Below are 17,627 nucleotides of genomic sequence, written 5' to 3' on the forward strand. Positions count from 1 at the left end.
TGCTCATGGCCCAAGGTGAGCAGAACTGGCAGGAGTGGCACCAGCACTACGACGACCCGGGGTCATCCCTGGCCGGGCGGTTGCGGGTGGTGCAGCGCGACCTGCGGCGGGCCCTGGCCGAGGCGCCGCGGGCGGACGGCCGGCTGCGCCTGGTCGCGATGTGCGCCGGTGAGGGCCGGGACGTGCTGCCGGTGCTCGCCTCGGCCGGCGATCCGCTCGTGTCGGCCGTACTCGTCGAATTCGATCCGGGCCTGGCCTCGACGGCCCGCGCCACCGCCGCCGAGCTGGGCCTGTCCGGCGTGCGGGTCCGGGTCGCGGACGCGGGCGACCCGGCCACCTACGCCGACCTGGCGCCGGCGCACATCCTGATGGCCTGCGGCGTCTTCGGCAACGTCACGATGGCCGACGCCCGCCGAACGATCGCCGCGATGCCGATGCTGCTCGCCGACGGCGGCCTGGTGATCTGGACCCGCGGGCACTTCCCCGACGACGACCGCGACCCGGCCCAGGACCTGCGCGCGCACTTCGAGGACTGTGGTTTCGAGGAACTCGCCTTCACCCGGCCGGACGACGCGCACTTCCGGGTCGGCCTGAACCGGCTGTCATCCCGCCGGCTGTTCAGTTTCGTCTGAAAAGGAAGCGACCACCGGATAGTGGTCCGAGGCGCGATCGGTGACCTCGTCCCGCCGCACCGACACATAGCGGGTCAGCCTGGCCAGCGGCGGGCTCGCCATCAGGTAGTCGAGCCGGAATACCCCGAACTCCCTCTCCCGGTAGCGGGCCGTCGGCACGGTGGCCCCGATGCCCCGCCCGACGTCCACGAACCCGGCGTCGAGCAGCGCCCGGATCGCCCGCGTGTCGGCGGTCCCGGCCGGGGTCAGGTGACGACGCTGATACCGCTGGTCGATGACCGCCAGCGCCTCGGCGTGGTCGGTGCCCGGGTCCAGCGAGTTCAGGTCGCCGGCGATCAAGACCTTCCGGCGGGTACGGAAGAAGCACGCCGCCAGCCAGGTGGCCTCCCGGCGACGGCGCTCCGGCGAGAACGGGTTCAGATGGGTGCTGACTACGGTCAGATCGCCGACCGTGGCCACCGCCGCGGCGTGGTGCAGCCGCCACGTGATCGACCGCGTCCGGGTCAGCGCCGTCCGCGCCAGCACCGCCACCGGCTGCCCGAACACCGACGGCGCCAGGTGCGCGGTCATCCCCAGCTCACCGGCGACCTCGCCGACCCGTTTCGCGCTCCACCCCTTGAGCTCCTGCAACGCCAGCACATCGGGCCGTTCCCGCCGCACCACGTCGAGGATCGCGCCGAGCCGGTCCTGCCCGCCGACCAGGATGTTCCACGTCATGACCCGCATCGGCCGTCAGACCCTCTCGCGCGGCGGGGACTCCGGTGCGGCGGGCGCGGGCGCCGAGGCGGAGCCGGCGTTCGTCTCGACCGGGTCGGCGGTGCGCAGCGGGCGGATGGCCCAGCAGAGGACGCCCAGCCAGAGGGCGGTCAGGAGCAGGGCGCCCAGGACGTCGGTCGGGTGGTGCATGCCCCGGTACACGCGGGACAGGGCCACCCCGGCCGGCATCACGATCGCCGGGACCAGGGCCAGCCAGCGGTACCAGCCCCGGCCCCGGCCGATGACCAGGATGGCGATCGCGGTCCACAGGCACAGGGTCGCGGCGATGTGGCCGGACGGGAAGGACGACGTCGGCATCTGGCCGTCCATCTGCTCGACCCGCGGCCGGGGGCGTTCGACGGCTGCGGCCGTACACAGGAAGAGGGTGATCTCACCGGCCATGGTCACGAGCAGGAACACGACCGGGCGCCACTGACGCCACAGGGCCAGGGCGAGCGGGCAGGAGATCAGCAGCACCAGGGTGATCGCGTGGGTGTCGCCCGCCTTGCTCCAGAAGTAGCTCAGGTCGTCCAGGGACGGGGTGCGGAAGCTCTGCAGCCAGCGGTTCACCCCGTCGTCGTGCTGTCCGCGCACCAGCACGCCGAGGACGTACACCAGGCCGAAGGTCAGCACCCAGCCGGTGACGATCTGGAAGACCGCGCGCCACGGGTGGGCGGAGCCGTGGTGGGCCGGGGCCGGACGCAGGTCGGCGGCGGACGACGGCTCGAGGCCACGGTCCATGAAGTCGGGGCGGAACGCGTACGCCGTGACGCCCAGCCAGGCCACCCCGAGCAGCCAGCCGCCGAGCACGTCCGTCGTGTAGTGCACGCCCAGAGCCACCCGGCTGAAGCCGATCAGCAGCACGATCAGGCCCAGGAACCCGACGAAGACCTTGCGCCACCGGGGCGGCACGGCGGGCAGGAAGACCAGGACGAGCGCGCCGTACACCACCATCGAGCCCAGGGCGTGCCCGCTCGGAAAGCTGTTGCCGGGCGCGTGGGCGACCGGGGTCTCGACCACCGGGCGTACCCGCCCGACCAGGGCCTTCAGCGACGGGTCGAGCAGCAGCGCGCCCACGCCGGTGACCACCAGGTAGAGCGCGAGGCGCCAGCGCCGCCGGATCAGCAGCACCAGCACGGCCAGCACGACCAGCCAGAACATGAAGGGGCGGCCGCCCAGCTGGGAGAACCACCTCAGCAGGCCGACGTACGGCGAGACGACGGCGTTGAGACCGTCGGCGATCGCGACATCGAACCCGGTCAGCGGCGCCCACCGGCCCCGGACCAGCAGCAGGAGCAGGCCGAACCCGAAGCCGACGGCGGCCACCAGCAGGAAGCCGGCGAAGGCGCCGATACCGAAACGACGTGACACGGACACGGCCGCCAGTTACCCGGCCGCCACGAAAATCAATCTCCCGGCTGCCACCGGTCGGGCGGCGCCGGCTGGGTGACGCCGACCCGCTGCGCCTCCAGCTGGGCCGCGAAGGCCAGCCCGAGGAAGAACGCGATGCCGGTCAGGTTCGCCCAGATCAGCAGGGCCATGATCGCGGTCAGCGGGCCGTACGTGGCGTTGAAGTCGTCGCTGATCCGCACGTACCCGCCGAGCCCGAGGCTGGCCAGCCACCACAGCACGGTGGCCACCCCGGCGCCGAACAGCAGCCAGGACAGGGCCGGTTGCTTGCGCCGCGGCGACTGCTCGAACAGGACGCCCACGGCCACCACGATCAGCACCAGGCTGAGCGGCCAGCGGATCCAGTCCCACCCGGTACGCAGGGCGGAGCCCCACCCCAGCTCCCGCGCCAGCGAGTCGCCGGCCGCTCCCCCGGCCACCAGCAGCAGGAAGCCGATCAGCGCGGGCACACCGGCGACCACGGCCAGGATCGCCGCGCGGATGTACTTCGGCCGGGCGGGCCGGTCGCGTTCGACGCCGTAGATCCGGTTCGCACCGCGCTCGATCTGCGCCATCGCCTGCGTCAGCGCGACGAGACCGGTGATCAGGCCGACGACCAGCGCGAACTCGCCCTGGTCCTCGTCCTCCTCGCCGGCCCGGAGCAGGTCGCGGACCAGCGGCTCGGAGGCGCCGGGGGTGAGCGCGACAACCGTGTCGGCGACGATCGTGCCGCCCTCCTCCGCGCCCAGGTCGGTGGCCAGGCCGGACAGCGCGATGAGGAACGGCACGATGGCCAGGCAGAGCTGGAGCGCCAGCGCCCGGGAGTGGCTGAAGCCGTCGCCGTACCGGAACCGCACGAAGGCGTCCCGGACCAGCGGCCACCGGCCGTAGTGCCGGATCGCCTCCAGCGCGTCGTCGGCGGAGAGCTCGTCACCCGGCATCATCCGGGTCTCGGGCACCGGCTCCGTGGAGCTCACTCCGCCTCCTTGGCGGCGGCGCGCACCCCCTCGGCCGCGTCGCGGGTCACGCTGACGTCGTAGGCCAGGTCGGGGTCGGACGCCGGCCGCGGCACGCACAGCAGCAGCGCTTTCGGCTTGATGGTGATCTGCATGCTCTTGCCCGGGTCGATCAGGTCGCCGTCGAGCTGGCGCGGCTGGGGGCGGTTGCTGCGGATCTCGACCCGCTCGGCCCGGTAGGTCTCCATCCGGGGGATCCGCTTGCGCCGGCTCAGCACCCCCCAGCCGATGGCCAGCCAGTGCCACAGGTTGTTCGGGCTGAGGATCGCCACGTCCAGCTTGCCGTCGTCCGGCGTGGCCTCCTCGAGCAGCCGCAGGCCGCCCTGCAACCGGCCGACGTTGCCGACGATGACCGTCCGCGGGTGACGTGGCATGGGCGGGCCGCCGTCGATCACCACCCGCACCCGCATCGGGTTGGCCAGCAGCTTCTTCAGGCCACCGCCGACGTACGCGATGGACCCGAGCCGCTTCTTGGCCGTCTCGGAGGTGGCGTCGAGCATCTCGGCGTCGAAGCCCATGCCGGCCATCACCGCGAAACACTGGTCGCCGACCTGGCCGACGTCGATGCGCTTGCGGCCGCCCTCGATCGCCACCTGCACCCCGGTCGCCGCGTCGCCGGCCAGCCCGAGGTTGGCGGCGAGCAGGTTGCCGGTGCCGGCGGGCAGCACCGCCATCGCGACGTCCGTACCCGCCAGAGCGGTGACCACCGCCATCACCGTGCCGTCGCCGCCGCAGGCGAAGACCAGCTCGGCGCCGTCGGCGACGGCCTGCTCGGCCTGACCGCGGCCGGCGTCTTCCGGCGTGGTCTCCAGGAACCGGGGCTCGGGCCACCCGGCCTCGGCCAGCCCTGAAGTGATCAAGCGGCGCAGCTGATCCATGTCGTCGACCTTGGACGGGTTCACGACGACGGCGGAGCGGGGTCCAGTCACGGCGCCAGTCTGGCGGAGCCAGGTCACGACCGCATGTCGAGGTGAGTACCGTGAACTGGTGGGCGAGACGAGCGTCACCTGGTGGGGGCACAGCACGATGTGGCTGGCCGATGCGGGCACGACCGTGCTGACCGATCCGGTCCTCACCAACCGGCTGGCCCATCTGCGCCGCATGGCCGGTCCCGCGCCGCGGCTGCCCGGGCCGCCCGACGCGGTGCTGCTCTCCCACCTGCACGCCGACCACTTCCACCTCACCTCGCTGCGGATGGTTCCCGGCCACCCGACGCTGGTGGTGCCGCGCGGGTCGGCCGCCTTCATCGCCAAGGGACTGGGCCGGGCCGCCGCCGAGCGCGTGGTCGAGCTCTCGCCCGGCGACGAGACCAAGGTCGGCAACGTGACGATCCGGGCGGTGAAAGCCGCCCATCCGGGTGACCGCGGGCCGTGGTCCAACCTGCGGTCGGTCGCGCTCGGCTTCGTCGTCGAGGGCACTTCCAAGACGTGGTACGCCGGGGACACCGGACTCTTCGACGAGATGTCCGCGCTCGGGCCGCTGGACCTGGCGTTGATCCCGGTCGGCGGGTGGGGACCGACCCTGCACGCGCACGAGCACCTCGACCCCGAGCAGGCGGCCGAGGCCCTGCGCCGGGTCCGCGCCACCCATGCCGTGCCGGTGCACTACGGCTCGTTCTGGCCGGTCGGCCTGGGCCGGGTCCGGCAGCACATGTTCGGCGACCCGGGGCCCGCGTTCGCCCGGTTCGCCGCCGAGAAGGCGCCGGACGCCCAGGTCCGCGTGCTGCGCCAGGGTGAGACGCTGACCTTCCGCCCCGCCACACCGGCCGGGGACGCCGCGTGATCGCCTGGTTGGGCTCACTGTTCTGGTTGCTCGGGGTGGTCGCGTTCGGCGCGATCGTGCCCGTGGTGCCGACCGGCGCGGCGGTCAGTGGCGCGGCCGCGCTGGCCTTCCACACCGAGCCGCTGGTGCTGGTCCTGGTGGTCGCGTTCGGCGCGGCGGGCGCCTACGTCGGCGATCTGGTGATGTACGCGATGTGCCGCGCCGGTGGCGAGAAGCTGGCCCGGCGGCTGCGCTGGCTGCGGGACGAGGAGCACCTGGCCACGGTCAAGGAGAGGCTCAAGGAGAAGCAGGTCCAGGTGCTGCTGGTGTCGCGGCTGATTCCGGGCGGCCGGGTGCCGGTGCTGCTCGCCGCCGCCTTCGCCGGCCTGCCGTGGCGCACCTTCGTGATCGCCAACCTGCCGGCCTGCGCGCTCTGGTCGGTCGTCTACGCCGGGGTCGGCCTGGCCGGCGGCTCGATCTTCCCCGAGCCGTGGCAGGGCGTCGTCGCGGCGGTCCTGCTGATCCTGATCGTGAACTGGGCGATCAGCTTCGTCCAGAAGCGCCGCAAGGCGACCGCCAGCACTTGAGGTCGCCCGCACTTGAGGGCGTTAGTACTTGAGGGCGTTAGTACTTGAGGGCGTTAGTACTTGAGGGCGTTAGTACTTGAGGGCGTTAGTACTTGAGGTACTGCCGGGTCATCTTGGCGACCTTCTCGACCACGGCGATCCCGCCCGGCATCTCGACGTGGTTGTGCGAGAGGACCGCGATCGAGACGTCGGTCTTGGCGCCGCCGCTGACCCGTCCGACCGTGTTGATGATCCAGCGGTTCTTCTCGGTCGAGCGTTGCAGCCAGCCGTTCTTCACGGTGAAGTTCTCACCCTTCGCGGCGGCGGCCGGCACACCCCAGTTCTGGTCGGAGTTGACCGAGCTCATCAGTTCTTTCGCGTACGCCCGGGAGCCCTCGTCGAGCGGCCCCTTGGCGTTGACCAGCTGATTGAGCAGCTTCACCTGGTCGTTCACGGTGGTCTTGGTCAGGCCCCAGGCCGTGACGACCTTGGTCGACTTGAGGCCCAGCTTCTTGTTGCACTTCCCGATCGCTTTCGCCCCGCCCAGCTGGGTGAACAGCGAGGTGGTGGCGGCGTTGTCGCTGGCCCGGATCATCCGCCCGGCCCGCTCCTTCTCGCTCGCGGTCAGCTCACGCTCGTCGCCCTGGGCGTCGAGCAGCAGGCAGGCCAGCACCTGCACCTTGACGACGCTCGCGGTCTCGTAGGCCTCCGAGCCGCGGAAGGCGTACGTCTCGCCGGTCTTCCGGTCGAGCACGGCCACCGAGAACTCGGGCACCGTGGCGGAGTACTTCTTCAACGCCGCGTTCAGGCTCCTGACCTGCTTGGCGCGCTCGATCTTGCGCAGTTCCTCGGGGCTCGGGCCGGTCGGCGTGGGGCTGGCCGCCGGTTTCGAGGGGCCGCCGACGACGCCGGACGACAGGACGCCACCGCCCTCGCCCCCGCTGTCGCGGGTCATGCCGACAGCCACCAGCGCGCCACCCCCCAGAATTCCGACGGCGGCAACGGCCAGAATCACGCTCTTCGTCCGAAGCACCCATGCATATTGCCGCGCCCGATGCCGGAATCGTTACCCGTGGGCGGGATCCGATCAAGATTGGCCCCAACTTTCGACGCAGGGCGGCATGCCGTTCACGCTGAGTGACGCTGACCGCTGTTGCCTACACGCGCTCAGAGCTGCTCTGAGCGCGTATAGGCAACACGCCTAGGCCAGGAGGGCTAGTTCGGTCTTGGTGCGCTGGAGTTCGGCCGGAGCCACGCCGTAGGCCCGCAGCGTCCTCGACACCCGGGAGGCGAGCGCCTCGGCCTCGTCGACCGGGCACCGGGTGGACAGCTCCAACAGGTCGGAGCCGTCGGGGTAGCGCCACCGCTCGGCGGTCAGCCCGCCCTTGATGCCGCGCAGCTTGATGCTGAGCTTCCGCACGTCGACCGGCCCGTAGACGACCAGGTCACGGAGGCCGACCCCGGACGGGGCGTACCGGGCGAACAGCTTGCGCTGGCGCGCGGACAGCAGGCTGGTCAGCGGCCGGCCCGCCTTGAGCGCGCGGCTCACGTCGCCGCGCCGCAGCCGGCGTTTGAGCGCGCCGGAGCAGACGGCGTGCCCGGGCAGCGCGTCGATCTCCATCTGGAACCGGTCGGCCGAACGCAGCCAGCCGGGCACCCGACGGGGGTCGACCGGGCGCAGCTTGACCACGGCGTCGTCGCGCCCCAGCCGGCGGTCGCGGACCCGGACGATCAGATCGTGCTGGTAGAGCGCCAGGTCGGGGGTGTCCAGGTAGTAGACGCGGCGGTTCGGCCCGCGGGCGGTGTCGATGCCGAGCGACCGGCTCCGGTGATCGGGAACCACGATCTTCAGCTCGACCTCGCCGGCCTGGCCGGCCAAGGTCCGCAGCGGATGTGGCTGCCAGAATCCCGTCGTCACCTAGCACGTCCCTTCTCTTCGTTGTGCATCGACAACCGTACGTGATGGCCAGGACCAGGGCCGTATACCCCTCGTATGATTCTCGTTAACCTGCTGTCAACGTTGATCTTCCGGTGCCCGACCGCGTCGGAATCGGCGCTCAGCCGGTGAACTCGAGCGTCTCGTGGGCACAATGAACAGCATGGCCATCCTGGATCTCGCCCGCGCCGCCGTCGACCTCGCCCGCACCACCGCCGGCCAGGTGATCGAGATCGGCGCGACGCTGGTCAGCGTGCCGGCCCGGGTGCTCGCGGTCCTCGGCCAGGCCGAACTGCTCGCCGCCCGCATCGCGGTCGTCGCCGACAAGGCCGACACGCTGGTCGACCGGGCCGGCCACTCGGTCGCCGAGGCGGAGGCGGCGATGCTGGAGATCCGCACGATCGCCAGCGCCGCGGCCCGGCTCGTGGCCGAGGTGGAGAGCGTCGCGGCCGGGGCGAATCAGCTGGTCATCGAGGCCGACAACGTGGCCACGGGCGCGGCCAGGGTGGTGGGCGGCGCGGCCGCGGCCACCGACGCGGCCACCGCGGTGATCAAGGACGCGGCCGCCACCACCGGCGCCGCCTCGGCCGTCGTGGTCCGGGCGGCCACTGCCACCGGGGAGGCCGAGGCGCTGCTGCACGCGTACGCGCCGACCCTGCAGAAGGCCGCCCCGCTGGCCGAGCGCTTCGTCAACGAGCTGTCGCCGGAGGAGATCTCGGCGGCGATCCGGATGGTGGACACCTTCCCCGAGCTGCGCCGGCACCTGGTCGACGACATCCTGCCGCTGCTCGGCAAGCTCGACCAGGTCGGCCCCGACCTGCACAAGCTGCTCGGGGTCACCGAAGACCTCCACCTGGCCATCGCCGGACTGCCCGGTCTGCGGATGCTCAAGCGGCGCGGCGAGGAGAAGGAAGCCGACGATCGGGCGGCCAATGGGCGTTAACGCCCGATTCGGACCGATCGGCCCATACTTTGGGCAGGCGGCGAAGCGCGAAAAACGCCGACCGCCCCCGTGATCAGCGGCTGTTCGCGTTCCGATCCAGGACCTCGTGACTTTCACCCCCTTTCGAACCGGTTGTAGACTGCAAGTGGTCTCGCATCCGTAGGGGGTTTCGTGGGCGACGCGCATCGGTCGGGATGCCCGATCAACCTCTCGCTGGAGGTGCTCGGCGACAAGTGGTCGCTGCTGATCATCCGGGACATCATGTTCGGCGACCGGCGACACTTCCGCGCCCTGCTCACCCGGTCCGAGGAGGGCATCGCCTCGAACATCCTGGCCGACCGGATCGGCAAGCTGACCGAGCTCGGGCTGATCACGTCGGCGCCCGATCCGTCCCACAAGCAGCGGGTACGGCTGAGCCTGACCGAGCCGGCCATCCAGCTGGTGCCGGTGATGGCCCACCTGGGCGCGTGGGGGCGGCGTCATCTGCCGGTGTCGCCCGAGCTGGCCATCCGCGCCCAGCTGCTCGAAGAGGGCGGGCCGCCGCTGTGGGACGCGTTCATGGACGAGCTGCGGGAGCTGCATCTCGGGGTGCCGCGGCCTTCGGGGACCCCGTCGGTCCTCGGTTCGCTGACCGCCGCGTACCTGGCTCTGGTTCAGGAAAAAGCCCCGCTCGGGTGAGCGGGGCTCTCCTTCCTGCGGTTCTGGTTCGTCAGTAGACCGAGACGCCGTAGACCGAGAGCGGCTCGGTGACCGGCTGGAAGTAGGTCGTGCCGCCGGAGGAGCAGTTGCCGCTGCCGCCGGAGGTCAGGCCGTGGGCCGTCGAACCGGAGTAGAGCGAGCCGCCGCTGTCGCCGGGCTCGGCGCAGACCGTGGTGCGGATCAGGCCGGAAACGCTGCCCTGGGAGTAGTTCACCGTCGTGTTCAGCGCGGTGACCCGGCCGCTGCGGGTACCCGTGGTGGAGCCACGGCGGGTGACCGTCGTGTTGACCGCCGGGGTGGAGGCGCTGCTGATCTCCACGCCGCCGACCGTGCCCGGCCGCGAGATCGAGCCGGTGTAGCGCACGATCCCGTAGTCGTTGCCCGGGAAGCTGGTGCCGGCCCGGGTGCCGATCGTCTGCGAGCCGTTGGTCCAGGTGGTGCCGATGTTGGTGCAGTGACCGGCGGTCAGGAAGTACTGCGTGGAACCCGACTGCACGTTGAAGCCGAGCGAGCAGCGGGAGCCGCCCGAGTAGATGGCGTCGCCACCGGAGATCAGCGTGCTCAGCGTGCCGGCCTCGATGTCCAGCCGGGCGGTGTCACCGAGACCGGCGACGAGCTCGCGGACCTTGGTCAGCTTGGCGCCCTTCACCGTGCTGTCGGCCGTGACCACGATCTGGTTCGCGATCGGGTCCAGGCCGAACGACGTACCGGCGATCTTCAGGTCCTTGCTGAGCGAGTCGTTGGCGGCGGCCAGCACCGCGCCACCGCGCTCCACCATGCGGGGGGTGGCGCCGGCCGCGGAGACGGTCTTCGCGGTGGCGGCGTCGGTCACGTTGACGATCAGCTTGCCGTCCGTGCCGACGTACGAGCCGGCGCTGCGCTCGCCGAGCTGAGCCTCGAGGGTGTGCGAAAGAGTCGTCGCGGCGACCGCCGCGTCGGCGCTCAGCGGGGCGGCCACAGCCGGTGAGGCGAAGACGCCGCTGGCGAGAATGCCGACGGCCAGGCCGACGATCGGTCGGCGAAGCTTCGGGTTGAGCACGTTTCCTCCCAGGGGGGTGGGTGGCACGCCGGGAGTTCGGTGTGCCGGAGGTGCTCACGCAGTATTGAACGCCGTCGATACGTTCCTCAAGGCTCGTTAAGGTTTACACAATGTTTCGTCGATACCCGTCAAACAAGCCTTGAGCTGGGCGTTCATGGATGTCATACGTCGGTCTTATTACTCATTCGGGATGCTCCGGCTTAGGCTGCCCTTTCCAGACCCGTCGTGGCGATCTCCTCGGCCAGGTCCCGGGCCTGCGACCGGATCTCCGGCACCGCCGTCGTCTCCCAGCGCACCCCACGCCGCAACGGCCCGAGCACCCAGATGTTCCGGTGGATCCGCCCGTCGTGGTCGACGTCGAGCCCCAGCCCGTACGGGCCGACCCGGGCCAGCCCCTTGCGCAGCAGCGTCGCGGTGAGTCCCGTGGCCGCGCCCGGCAGCCGCCCCGGGCCGGCACAGTTGACGATCGCCGCCTTCGGCAGCCCCTCGGGCGGCGCGCCCTTCCGGACGATCAGCCGCCCGGTCTCCCGCAGGTGCGCGATGCGCGCGGCGACCGGAGGCGCCATCCGGTGGCGGTGACACTCCCAGAGGCGGGCCAGGTGGCGCAGGAAGGCGTCCCGGTCCCGGTCGGCCAGGCGGCCCCAGACGGCATCGGTCTGTGGGCGCAAGCCATCGACGACGGCGCGCCAGTCGGTGGCGGTCGAGGCCGATTCGCGTACGGCGCGGATGATCTCCCGCAGGGTGCTCTTGCCGGTGAGGTCGGGGAAGTCCAGGTCGGCCGGGCGCTCGACGTGACCCAGGGGGAGCATGCCTCGGCGGCTGTAGGCGATGATCACGCGGTCGCTCGCGCCTGTGGTGTTCAGGCCGCGCGCCTGCTCACGGTCCGGGCCGCCCCAGACCGGGCCGTCCCAGAATGCGCCCGGGCCGGCGTCGAGGTCGCCGACCGTGGCTTCGCCGCAGAGGACTTCCTCCCAGGACTGGGCGGCTGGGTCGCGTGCCGGCTTCTGGCCCCACGCCGGCGCCGCGCTGCTTCCACCCACCGCGCTGCTTCCACCCACCGCGCTGCTTCCACCCACCGCGCTGCTTCCACCCACCGCGCTGCTTTTGTCGGCTGCGCTGCTCACCTGCGCGTTACTCACCTGGGCCGTGCCGCCTGCCTGGGCCGTGCCGCCTGCCTGGGCCGTGCCGTTCATGTTTGCCGCGCCGACTGCGTGAGCCGTGGCGCCTGCGGGTGGCGTGGCGTTTGTCCGGGCGGCGCCGCTGGTTCCTGGTGTGCGCGCGGGTTCGGTGGCGGCGAGGGTGAGTGTGACGTCGACCGCGGTGAGGCCGGTGCCGATGAGTAGGACCGGGCGGTCGTGCGGAAGGTTGTCGAGAGCGCCCGGGCGCCACGGGTCGGCCACAAAGGACGGATCCTCGCCGAGGGCCGAGGGAAGGCCGGGCGGCTGCCCGCTCACCGGGTTACCGAGCGCCAGCACCACGTCGTCGGCCCGGACCTCCCGGCCGTCGTCGAGGATGACGAGCGGGTCCGTACGTACATCGGAAACCCGGCCCCGCACCCACCGAAACCGCCCCGGGTGGGCCAGCGCGGCCCAATCCAGCACCTCGCGCAGGTAGTGCCCGTAGGCCCGCCGCGGCATGAAGTCACACGCTTCCACCCCGGCCCACCGCACGAAATGCCCCGGGTCATCCGGGTAGGCGCTCATCGCACCCGCACGCGAGTTGAGCAGATGCCAAGGCCGAGCCGACGCACCATAGGCGACCCCGCCACCCAGCTCGCCCGACTCGATCAGCACCACATCGGCGTCGGTCCGGCGCAACAGAGCCACGGAAGCCAACACTCCCGCCGCCCCGCCACCGACAACCGCCACAACCCGTCGTCCGGACATCCGCGCCCCCTCGACCGAACTCCTATCCATACGATAGGCAATGAAGGCTATGCCGGTCCAGACAAGCCATCTCGGAGCCACACTTTATCCGGTGCCGTTCGGTCGATTTGCCGGTTACACGCCCCCACCTGTGGATAACCAGCGCGAAATGTCACACCCACCCGCTACATTTCCTGCCCACCCAGAGGGGTGGGGGTGGCGGTGGTGGGCGCGCGACAAATCAGACAAGTCGCTGAATTGTGACGGCCCAACTCGGCTGTTTCGCGGCGCAGCCCCGGCGGTGGCAGAACTCAGAGCGCCACGGCAAAGCTGCGGCGCGGGCCGTGCGAGCCCCACCGCAAGTAGCTGCTGTCGCGGAGCGAACCCAACGCGCGAAACCCGCCGAACGCAGAGCGTGCCACGACAAGGGCTGCGGGACGGGCGACACGATCCTGACCGCGAGCAGCTGTTTCTGCGGTGTGGGGCCGGCGGGTGGACGTCGGCCGAACGCAGGGTGCGCACGGCGGGGACGCACGCCACCGCGGGGCCAACGGGGAAGCACGCCACCGCGGGACGCACGCCACGGCAGGGACGCTCGCCACGGCACGGCCGCGGGCACGCGCCACGGCAGGGACGCAGGCACGCGCGCCACGGCGGGGTCGCCGCGGGCGCACACCCGAGGGGGGTCAGACGACGCGGACGGGGGCGGAGTCGGCCAGGCGGTAGCCGACGCCGTAGACGGTGGTGATCAGTTCGGGGTCGTCGAGTTTGGTGCGCAGGCGGCTGATGTGGACGTCGACCGTGCGGACGCCGGTGTGGACGTGGCCCCAGACCCGGGACAGGAGCTGGGCTCGGGTGAAGACCTGGCGGGGGTGTTCGGCGAAGAAGAGGAGCAGGTCGTACTCGAGGCGGCTCAGGTCGAGGAGTTTGCCGTCGCGGAAGGCCGCTCGGGGGGCCGGGTCGAGGCTGATCACGCCGGGCTCGCCGGTGGGGATCTCGGTGGGGGCCCGGAGGGCTACGTCGGCGGCGGGGCCGGCCACGGCCAGGAGTTCGCGGAGGGCGGTCAGGACGCGTTCGCGGTTCTCGCCCTCGCCTCCGTCGATGCTGATCGTCACCGTCAACGGGCCTGGGTTCGCGGCTGCCGGGTCTGCGGCGGCGGTCATCGACGAACTGGCGGTGGGCGCCGCGGTGGGGAGGTTGCGGCCGGTGACTGTGGCCACGGCCGGCTGCGCCACGCCGCTGAAGGTCACTGCGGGAACGGGAACGCCGGGAACGGGCACAGGAACGGCACGAGCTGGAACACCGGACGACAACGCGGAGGCGGTGGGCTCGGGAGCATTGGGCTCGGAGGCGGCATGGGAAGGGTCGGGGACCGCGCGCAGGCGGGGGCGTCGGTGGGGACGCGCGGGGCGGGCTTCGGTGGTGGTGAAGTCGGCTACGGCGGGTGCGGACATCTGGTCCTCCGGGGTGGTCGGATGGGGGAGCGCGCGGGCCGCCGTTGTGCGGCGGTGGCTTTAGATATATTTCCCATATGCGGGATAGGGATTGCGGCGCTTCTGTGCGCGGGCGCGGAGATCGCGAAAGGACCCTGGGCGGGTCAGAGGCAGCGCGGACACCGGGCGCTTGCGCACCGCAGGAGGTCGATGGCAATGCGCGTGGTGAGTCGCTCACGCCGCTGCATGAACCCATCGTCACCAGTCCCCCAACCGCCCGTCAAAGCATGTCCACCATATGGGAATAGTGTGACTTCGGGCACCGCGCAACAGATGTGAAGCCGCGCGCGGCCGATGACGGCCACGCGCGGCGAGGAGGGAAGGCCAGGAAGGGCACGGGTCAGGCGGCGCGGCGGCGGCCCCACAGCTTGATCGCGCCCGCGACGACGGCTACGCCGGTCAAGGTGGCGGCGCCCCAGAAGACCTGCACGGTGTCGGCGTCGCCGGTGAACCACCGGGTCCAGGCCAGGATCGTGGCCGCGACCACGACGAGCATTCCGGCCAGGCCGGCCAGCGCCCGCCGCCGCGCCGAGCGCCGGAGCAGGCCGGCCAGGACGTCGACGACCACGAAGAAGGCCACGACCGCGCACCCGCCGAAGGTGAACGACCGGATCGGGAGGGTCACGTCGGGGTCGTCCAGGCGGACGACGACCAGCAGCAGCGCGACGCCCAGGACCAGGGCCAGGACCGCGGACGAGCCGATCTCCCAGGCTTTCGGCGGCGGGCGGTCGCGGTCCTGCCGCTTGCGGGGGATGTAGTCCCACGCGCGTGCGGTGTACCAGCGTTCGGACAGCGCGCCGAGGATGGTCAGCGACAGGACCACCACCAGCGGCGGCATCACGTGGCGGGTCAGGTAGGCGATGATCGCCGCGACCAGGGCGGCGACGGGGAAGCCGGTGAAGGCGGCGAACAGCCGCGCGTTGCGGTAGAGGGGCCGGGCCTCGGGCAGGTCGAGCGGATGCACCAGCGGCTGGACGGCGGGGTCGGGCAGGGTGACGTCCTCGCGGATCTCGTCGGCGGCGTTCATCAGGAGCTCCAAGGGGTTCGCGGGATGTAGGTGCCGGTGCCGGGGCGGGCGATGTCGTAGACCTTCTGCCGGGACACGCCCAGGCGGCGGGCGACGGTCACGGCGCTGTACTCGTCCAGCAGCGCGCCCACCGCGGCGGCGCGGATGGCCGAGCTGCGCGAGGTCAGGTGGGCGGTCACGGCGCCGACCTCGGCCGCCAGCAACGCGACCGCGAGGGGCCCACCAAACGGCTCGGCCCAGGCGACGTCGGAGGCGGAAGCGGAAGCGGCGGAAGCAGCGGCAGCGGAAGCGGAAGCGGGAGCAAGAGCAGGAGCGGAGGCGACGGCGGCGAACAGCTTGTCGCCCCCGTCGGCCAGCACGGCCCACACCTGGGCGGCCGTGACGCCGGACGACTCGAAGCGTTCCCGAACCTGTTCTCGGATGTCGGGCGACCGATGGGCCAGGACCACGTCCCAGCCGATGTCACCCCGGGGTTGACTGCTCACGAGGGACAGCATGTGTCACCCCGGGGGTTACTGTCAATCCGGGGGCGACAAACAGAAAGGAGGGGAAGCCGAGAGCCGGCTTCCCCTCCAGAAGAAGGAACAGGATCAGACGCGTACGTCCAGCAGATCTCCGCTGGACATCACATTGCGGAGCTCCCCCACGTCGAGCCCCCGATTCTGCAACATGGTGACCAGTTCGGCCGGCGACTGCGCGGCCACCTCCGCGACAGGCAGGTCGAGCAGCGAGCTCACCCGGTCGAGCCGATCGGGATCAGGCACACCGCTACGCGTGCCCGGGTCGGGAGTCGGGGGCGCGAGGTCGCGGCGGGCGGGTGGCGCCGGCTCGACCCGGTACGCCGCGGCCGCCGAGGCGGCACTGATGCTGGTGATGGACGTCATGGTGGACGGGTTCCTTCTCTCCAGAGCCGGGGGCCGGCCCGTACGGCCTGGGGCCATCGGCCGGCCCCGGCGAAACTTCAGTGAACCGTGAGGACCAACGTCCGCACGCTGGTCTGCGGCACGTAGTCGGTGAACGCGAACCTCACCCGGTACGTCCCGGCGGCCCGCGGGGTGCCCACGATGCGGCCGATCGACGACAGGCGCATCCCGGAGGGGAGCGAGCCGGCGCTGATCTTCCAGCTGCCGGTGCGCGCCGCCGTCAGCTCGATGCGGCCGGCGTAGGCCTTTCCGACCGTACCCGCGGGAAGGTTGACGGTCTTGATCGCCGCAGGCGCCGGCGGGCGGGGCACGAACAGGAGGCGGTTGGGCGAGCCCTTGACGTCGGCGATCGCGCGGGTGGTGACGTTGTGGAGCAGCACCGAGGTGACCGAGGCGGGCTTGTAGGCGGGGTGCGCGTCCAGGACGAGGGCCGCGGCGCCGGCCACGAACGGAGCCGCCATCGAGGTGCCGCTCAGGACGGCCGAGGCCGAGTTGCCGCCGACCCAGGCCGATCGGATGGTGTCGCCCGGCGCGAACAGGTCGACGCGCGAGCCCCAGTTGGAGAACGACGCGCGCCGGTCGCCGCTGGTGGTGGCGCCGACGGTGAGGGCGGTGGGTACGGACGCGGGGCTGTAACCGGCCGCGTTGCGGTTGTCGTTGCCGGCCGCCACCGCGTACGTGATGCCGCTGGCGATGGAGCGGGCGACGGCCGAGTTCAGCGACGGCGAGACACCGTCCGCGCCGAGGCTCATGTTGGCGACGGCGGGCTTGCGGGCGTGCGCGGTGACCCAGTTGACGCCGGCGATGATCTGCGACAGGTAGCCGATGCCCTGGCAGTTGAGGACGCGGACGGAGACGATCCGGACCTTCTTGGCCACGCCGTAGGTGGAGCCGCCGATGATGCCGGCGACATGCGTGCCGTGGCCGGCGCAGTCGGCGGCGACCGCGTCGTTGCCGATGAAGTCGTAGCCGTAGGTGGCGCGGCCGCGGAACTGGCTGTGCGTGATGTTCACGCCGGTGTCGATCACGTAGGCGTACACGCCGGCGCCGTCGGCCGAGGCGGTGTAGGTCTTCGAGGCGGGCGTCCGCCTCCGCTGGTCGATGCGGTCGAGACCCCAGGTGGGGTTGGCCTGGGTGGCGAAGGCGCGGACGACGCGGTCCTGTTCGACGGTACGCACGTCCGGCGACGCCGCGAGCCGGCGCGCCTCGGTGGCCGTCATCGACGCGGTGTAGCTCGCCGGGGCGCCGAGCGAGTCGGCCGAGACGGCCGGCGTCACGATGTAGCGGCCGGGGACCGCGCCGGGCGAATCGGCGCCGATCACGACGCCCTCGTGGGTTGTCGAAGCCGCCGACGCGGGGACGGGGGCGACCAGGAGACCGGGGAGAAGGGCCAGCACGGCCCAGGGGGTACGAGTCACGCGTTCACAGTCGGCACCCCCGGGTGCGAATCGGGAGTGTGAGGGGTGCGAAGCAGTTGCGTAACCGACGGTCATGAATACGTAACAGAAAGCTCCTAGTTTGACGCCATCCGGCGACGGGCCGGCGACTCGGGTGGTGGCCATGGCTGGGCTACGCGGTCTCC

18 protein-coding genes are annotated in these 17,627 nt (G+C 71.6%); 5 read left to right on the forward strand and 13 right to left on the reverse strand.

What is annotated here, in order from left to right:
- Nucleotides 1-5 precede the first annotated feature (5 nt).
- Nucleotides 6-632, forward strand: coding sequence for a class I SAM-dependent methyltransferase family protein (locus tag AB0M54_RS41180; RefSeq protein ID WP_364477594.1), 627 nt, complete (start codon nt 6-8; stop codon nt 630-632).
- On the opposite strand, the gene AB0M54_RS41185 is transcribed toward AB0M54_RS41180, so the two are convergent.
- The 4 genes from AB0M54_RS41185 to AB0M54_RS41200 are packed head-to-tail and all read right to left on the reverse strand — an operon-like array spanning nt 603 to nt 4,722.
- The gene (locus AB0M54_RS41185; RefSeq protein WP_364477597.1) at nt 603-1,358 is read right to left on the reverse strand and encodes an endonuclease/exonuclease/phosphatase family protein; all 756 of its coding nucleotides are present in this window, start codon (nt 1,356-1,358) and stop codon (nt 603-605) included. The genes AB0M54_RS41180 and AB0M54_RS41185 overlap by 30 nt on opposite strands.
- 6 nt (nt 1,359-1,364) lie before the next feature.
- The gene (locus AB0M54_RS41190; RefSeq protein ID WP_364477600.1) at nt 1,365-2,765 is read right to left on the reverse strand and encodes a phosphatase PAP2 family protein; all 1,401 of its coding nucleotides are present in this window, start codon (nt 2,763-2,765) and stop codon (nt 1,365-1,367) included.
- A gap of 29 nt (nt 2,766-2,794) precedes the next feature.
- Nucleotides 2,795-3,754 carry a YihY/virulence factor BrkB family protein gene (locus AB0M54_RS41195; RefSeq protein WP_364316853.1) on the reverse strand — a complete coding sequence of 320 codons (960 nt, stop codon included), beginning with the start codon at nt 3,752-3,754 and terminating at the stop codon, nt 2,795-2,797.
- Nucleotides 3,751-4,722: a diacylglycerol kinase family protein gene (locus AB0M54_RS41200; protein ID WP_364477602.1), complete on the reverse strand. Its 972-nt coding sequence runs from the start codon at nt 4,720-4,722 to the stop codon at nt 3,751-3,753. Before AB0M54_RS41200 ends, AB0M54_RS41195 begins: the two co-directional genes overlap by 4 nt.
- Before the next feature lie 58 nt (nt 4,723-4,780).
- Here AB0M54_RS41200 and AB0M54_RS41205 point away from each other — a divergent pair, with 58 nt between their 5' ends.
- The gene (locus tag AB0M54_RS41205; protein WP_364477605.1) at nt 4,781-5,575 is read left to right on the forward strand and encodes an MBL fold metallo-hydrolase; all 795 of its coding nucleotides are present in this window, start codon (nt 4,781-4,783) and stop codon (nt 5,573-5,575) included.
- Entirely contained in the window at nt 5,572-6,141 is a 570-nt protein-coding gene (locus tag AB0M54_RS41210) for a VTT domain-containing protein (protein ID WP_364316845.1), read from the forward strand. Before AB0M54_RS41205 ends, AB0M54_RS41210 begins: the two co-directional genes overlap by 4 nt.
- Nucleotides 6,142-6,226: 85 nt before the next feature.
- Here the strand turns inward: AB0M54_RS41210 and AB0M54_RS41215 are convergent, their stop codons facing one another.
- On the reverse strand, nt 6,227-7,153 hold the full coding sequence (locus AB0M54_RS41215; protein WP_364477608.1) for a serine hydrolase: 927 nt from the start codon (nt 7,151-7,153) through the stop codon (nt 6,227-6,229).
- Nucleotides 7,154-7,321: 168 nt separating this feature from the next.
- Nucleotides 7,322-8,038: a hypothetical protein gene (locus tag AB0M54_RS41220; protein ID WP_364316839.1), complete on the reverse strand. Its 717-nt coding sequence runs from the start codon at nt 8,036-8,038 to the stop codon at nt 7,322-7,324.
- 181 nt (nt 8,039-8,219) lie between these two features.
- On the opposite strand from AB0M54_RS41220, the gene AB0M54_RS41225 reads away from it, so the two are divergent.
- Together AB0M54_RS41225 and AB0M54_RS41230 are read left to right on the forward strand one after the other, a co-directional pair.
- On the forward strand, nt 8,220-8,999 hold the full coding sequence (locus AB0M54_RS41225) for a hypothetical protein (protein WP_364477611.1): 780 nt from the start codon (nt 8,220-8,222) through the stop codon (nt 8,997-8,999).
- A gap of 171 nt (nt 9,000-9,170) precedes the next feature.
- Complete coding sequence (locus AB0M54_RS41230) at nt 9,171-9,677, forward strand: helix-turn-helix domain-containing protein (RefSeq protein WP_364477614.1); 507 nt, start codon at nt 9,171-9,173, stop codon at nt 9,675-9,677.
- Nucleotides 9,678-9,708: 31 nt separating this feature from the next.
- Here AB0M54_RS41230 and AB0M54_RS41235 read toward each other — a convergent pair whose 3' ends face one another.
- From AB0M54_RS41235 to AB0M54_RS41265, 7 genes are all read right to left on the reverse strand, one after another.
- Entirely contained in the window at nt 9,709-10,737 is a 1,029-nt protein-coding gene (locus AB0M54_RS41235; RefSeq protein ID WP_364316830.1) for a S1 family peptidase, read from the reverse strand.
- Nucleotides 10,738-10,937: 200 nt separating this feature from the next.
- The gene (locus tag AB0M54_RS41240) at nt 10,938-12,653 is read right to left on the reverse strand and encodes an FAD/NAD(P)-binding protein (RefSeq protein ID WP_364477617.1); all 1,716 of its coding nucleotides are present in this window, start codon (nt 12,651-12,653) and stop codon (nt 10,938-10,940) included.
- Nucleotides 12,654-13,288: 635 nt separating this feature from the next.
- The gene (locus tag AB0M54_RS41245) at nt 13,289-13,837 is read right to left on the reverse strand and encodes a winged helix-turn-helix domain-containing protein (RefSeq protein ID WP_364477620.1); all 549 of its coding nucleotides are present in this window, start codon (nt 13,835-13,837) and stop codon (nt 13,289-13,291) included.
- A gap of 598 nt (nt 13,838-14,435) precedes the next feature.
- Nucleotides 14,436-15,122, reverse strand: coding sequence for a hypothetical protein (locus tag AB0M54_RS41250; protein ID WP_364477623.1), 687 nt, complete (start codon nt 15,120-15,122; stop codon nt 14,436-14,438).
- Nucleotides 15,122-15,607 (reverse strand): hypothetical protein, encoded by a 486-nt coding sequence (locus tag AB0M54_RS41255; protein WP_364316820.1) that lies wholly within the window; start codon nt 15,605-15,607, stop codon nt 15,122-15,124. Before AB0M54_RS41255 ends, AB0M54_RS41250 begins: the two co-directional genes overlap by 1 nt.
- A gap of 105 nt (nt 15,608-15,712) precedes the next feature.
- A complete protein-coding gene (locus tag AB0M54_RS41260; protein ID WP_364316817.1) occupies nt 15,713-16,006 on the reverse strand; it encodes a hypothetical protein in 294 nt (97 codons plus the stop codon).
- 77 nt (nt 16,007-16,083) lie between these two features.
- Nucleotides 16,084-17,463 carry a S8 family serine peptidase gene (locus AB0M54_RS41265; protein WP_364316815.1) on the reverse strand — a complete coding sequence of 460 codons (1,380 nt, stop codon included), beginning with the start codon at nt 17,461-17,463 and terminating at the stop codon, nt 16,084-16,086.
- Nucleotides 17,464-17,627: the final 164 nt, after the last annotated feature.

This window comes from Actinoplanes sp. NPDC051470 (assembly GCF_040682035.1).
GTDB lineage: Bacteria > Actinomycetota > Actinomycetes > Mycobacteriales > Micromonosporaceae > Actinoplanes.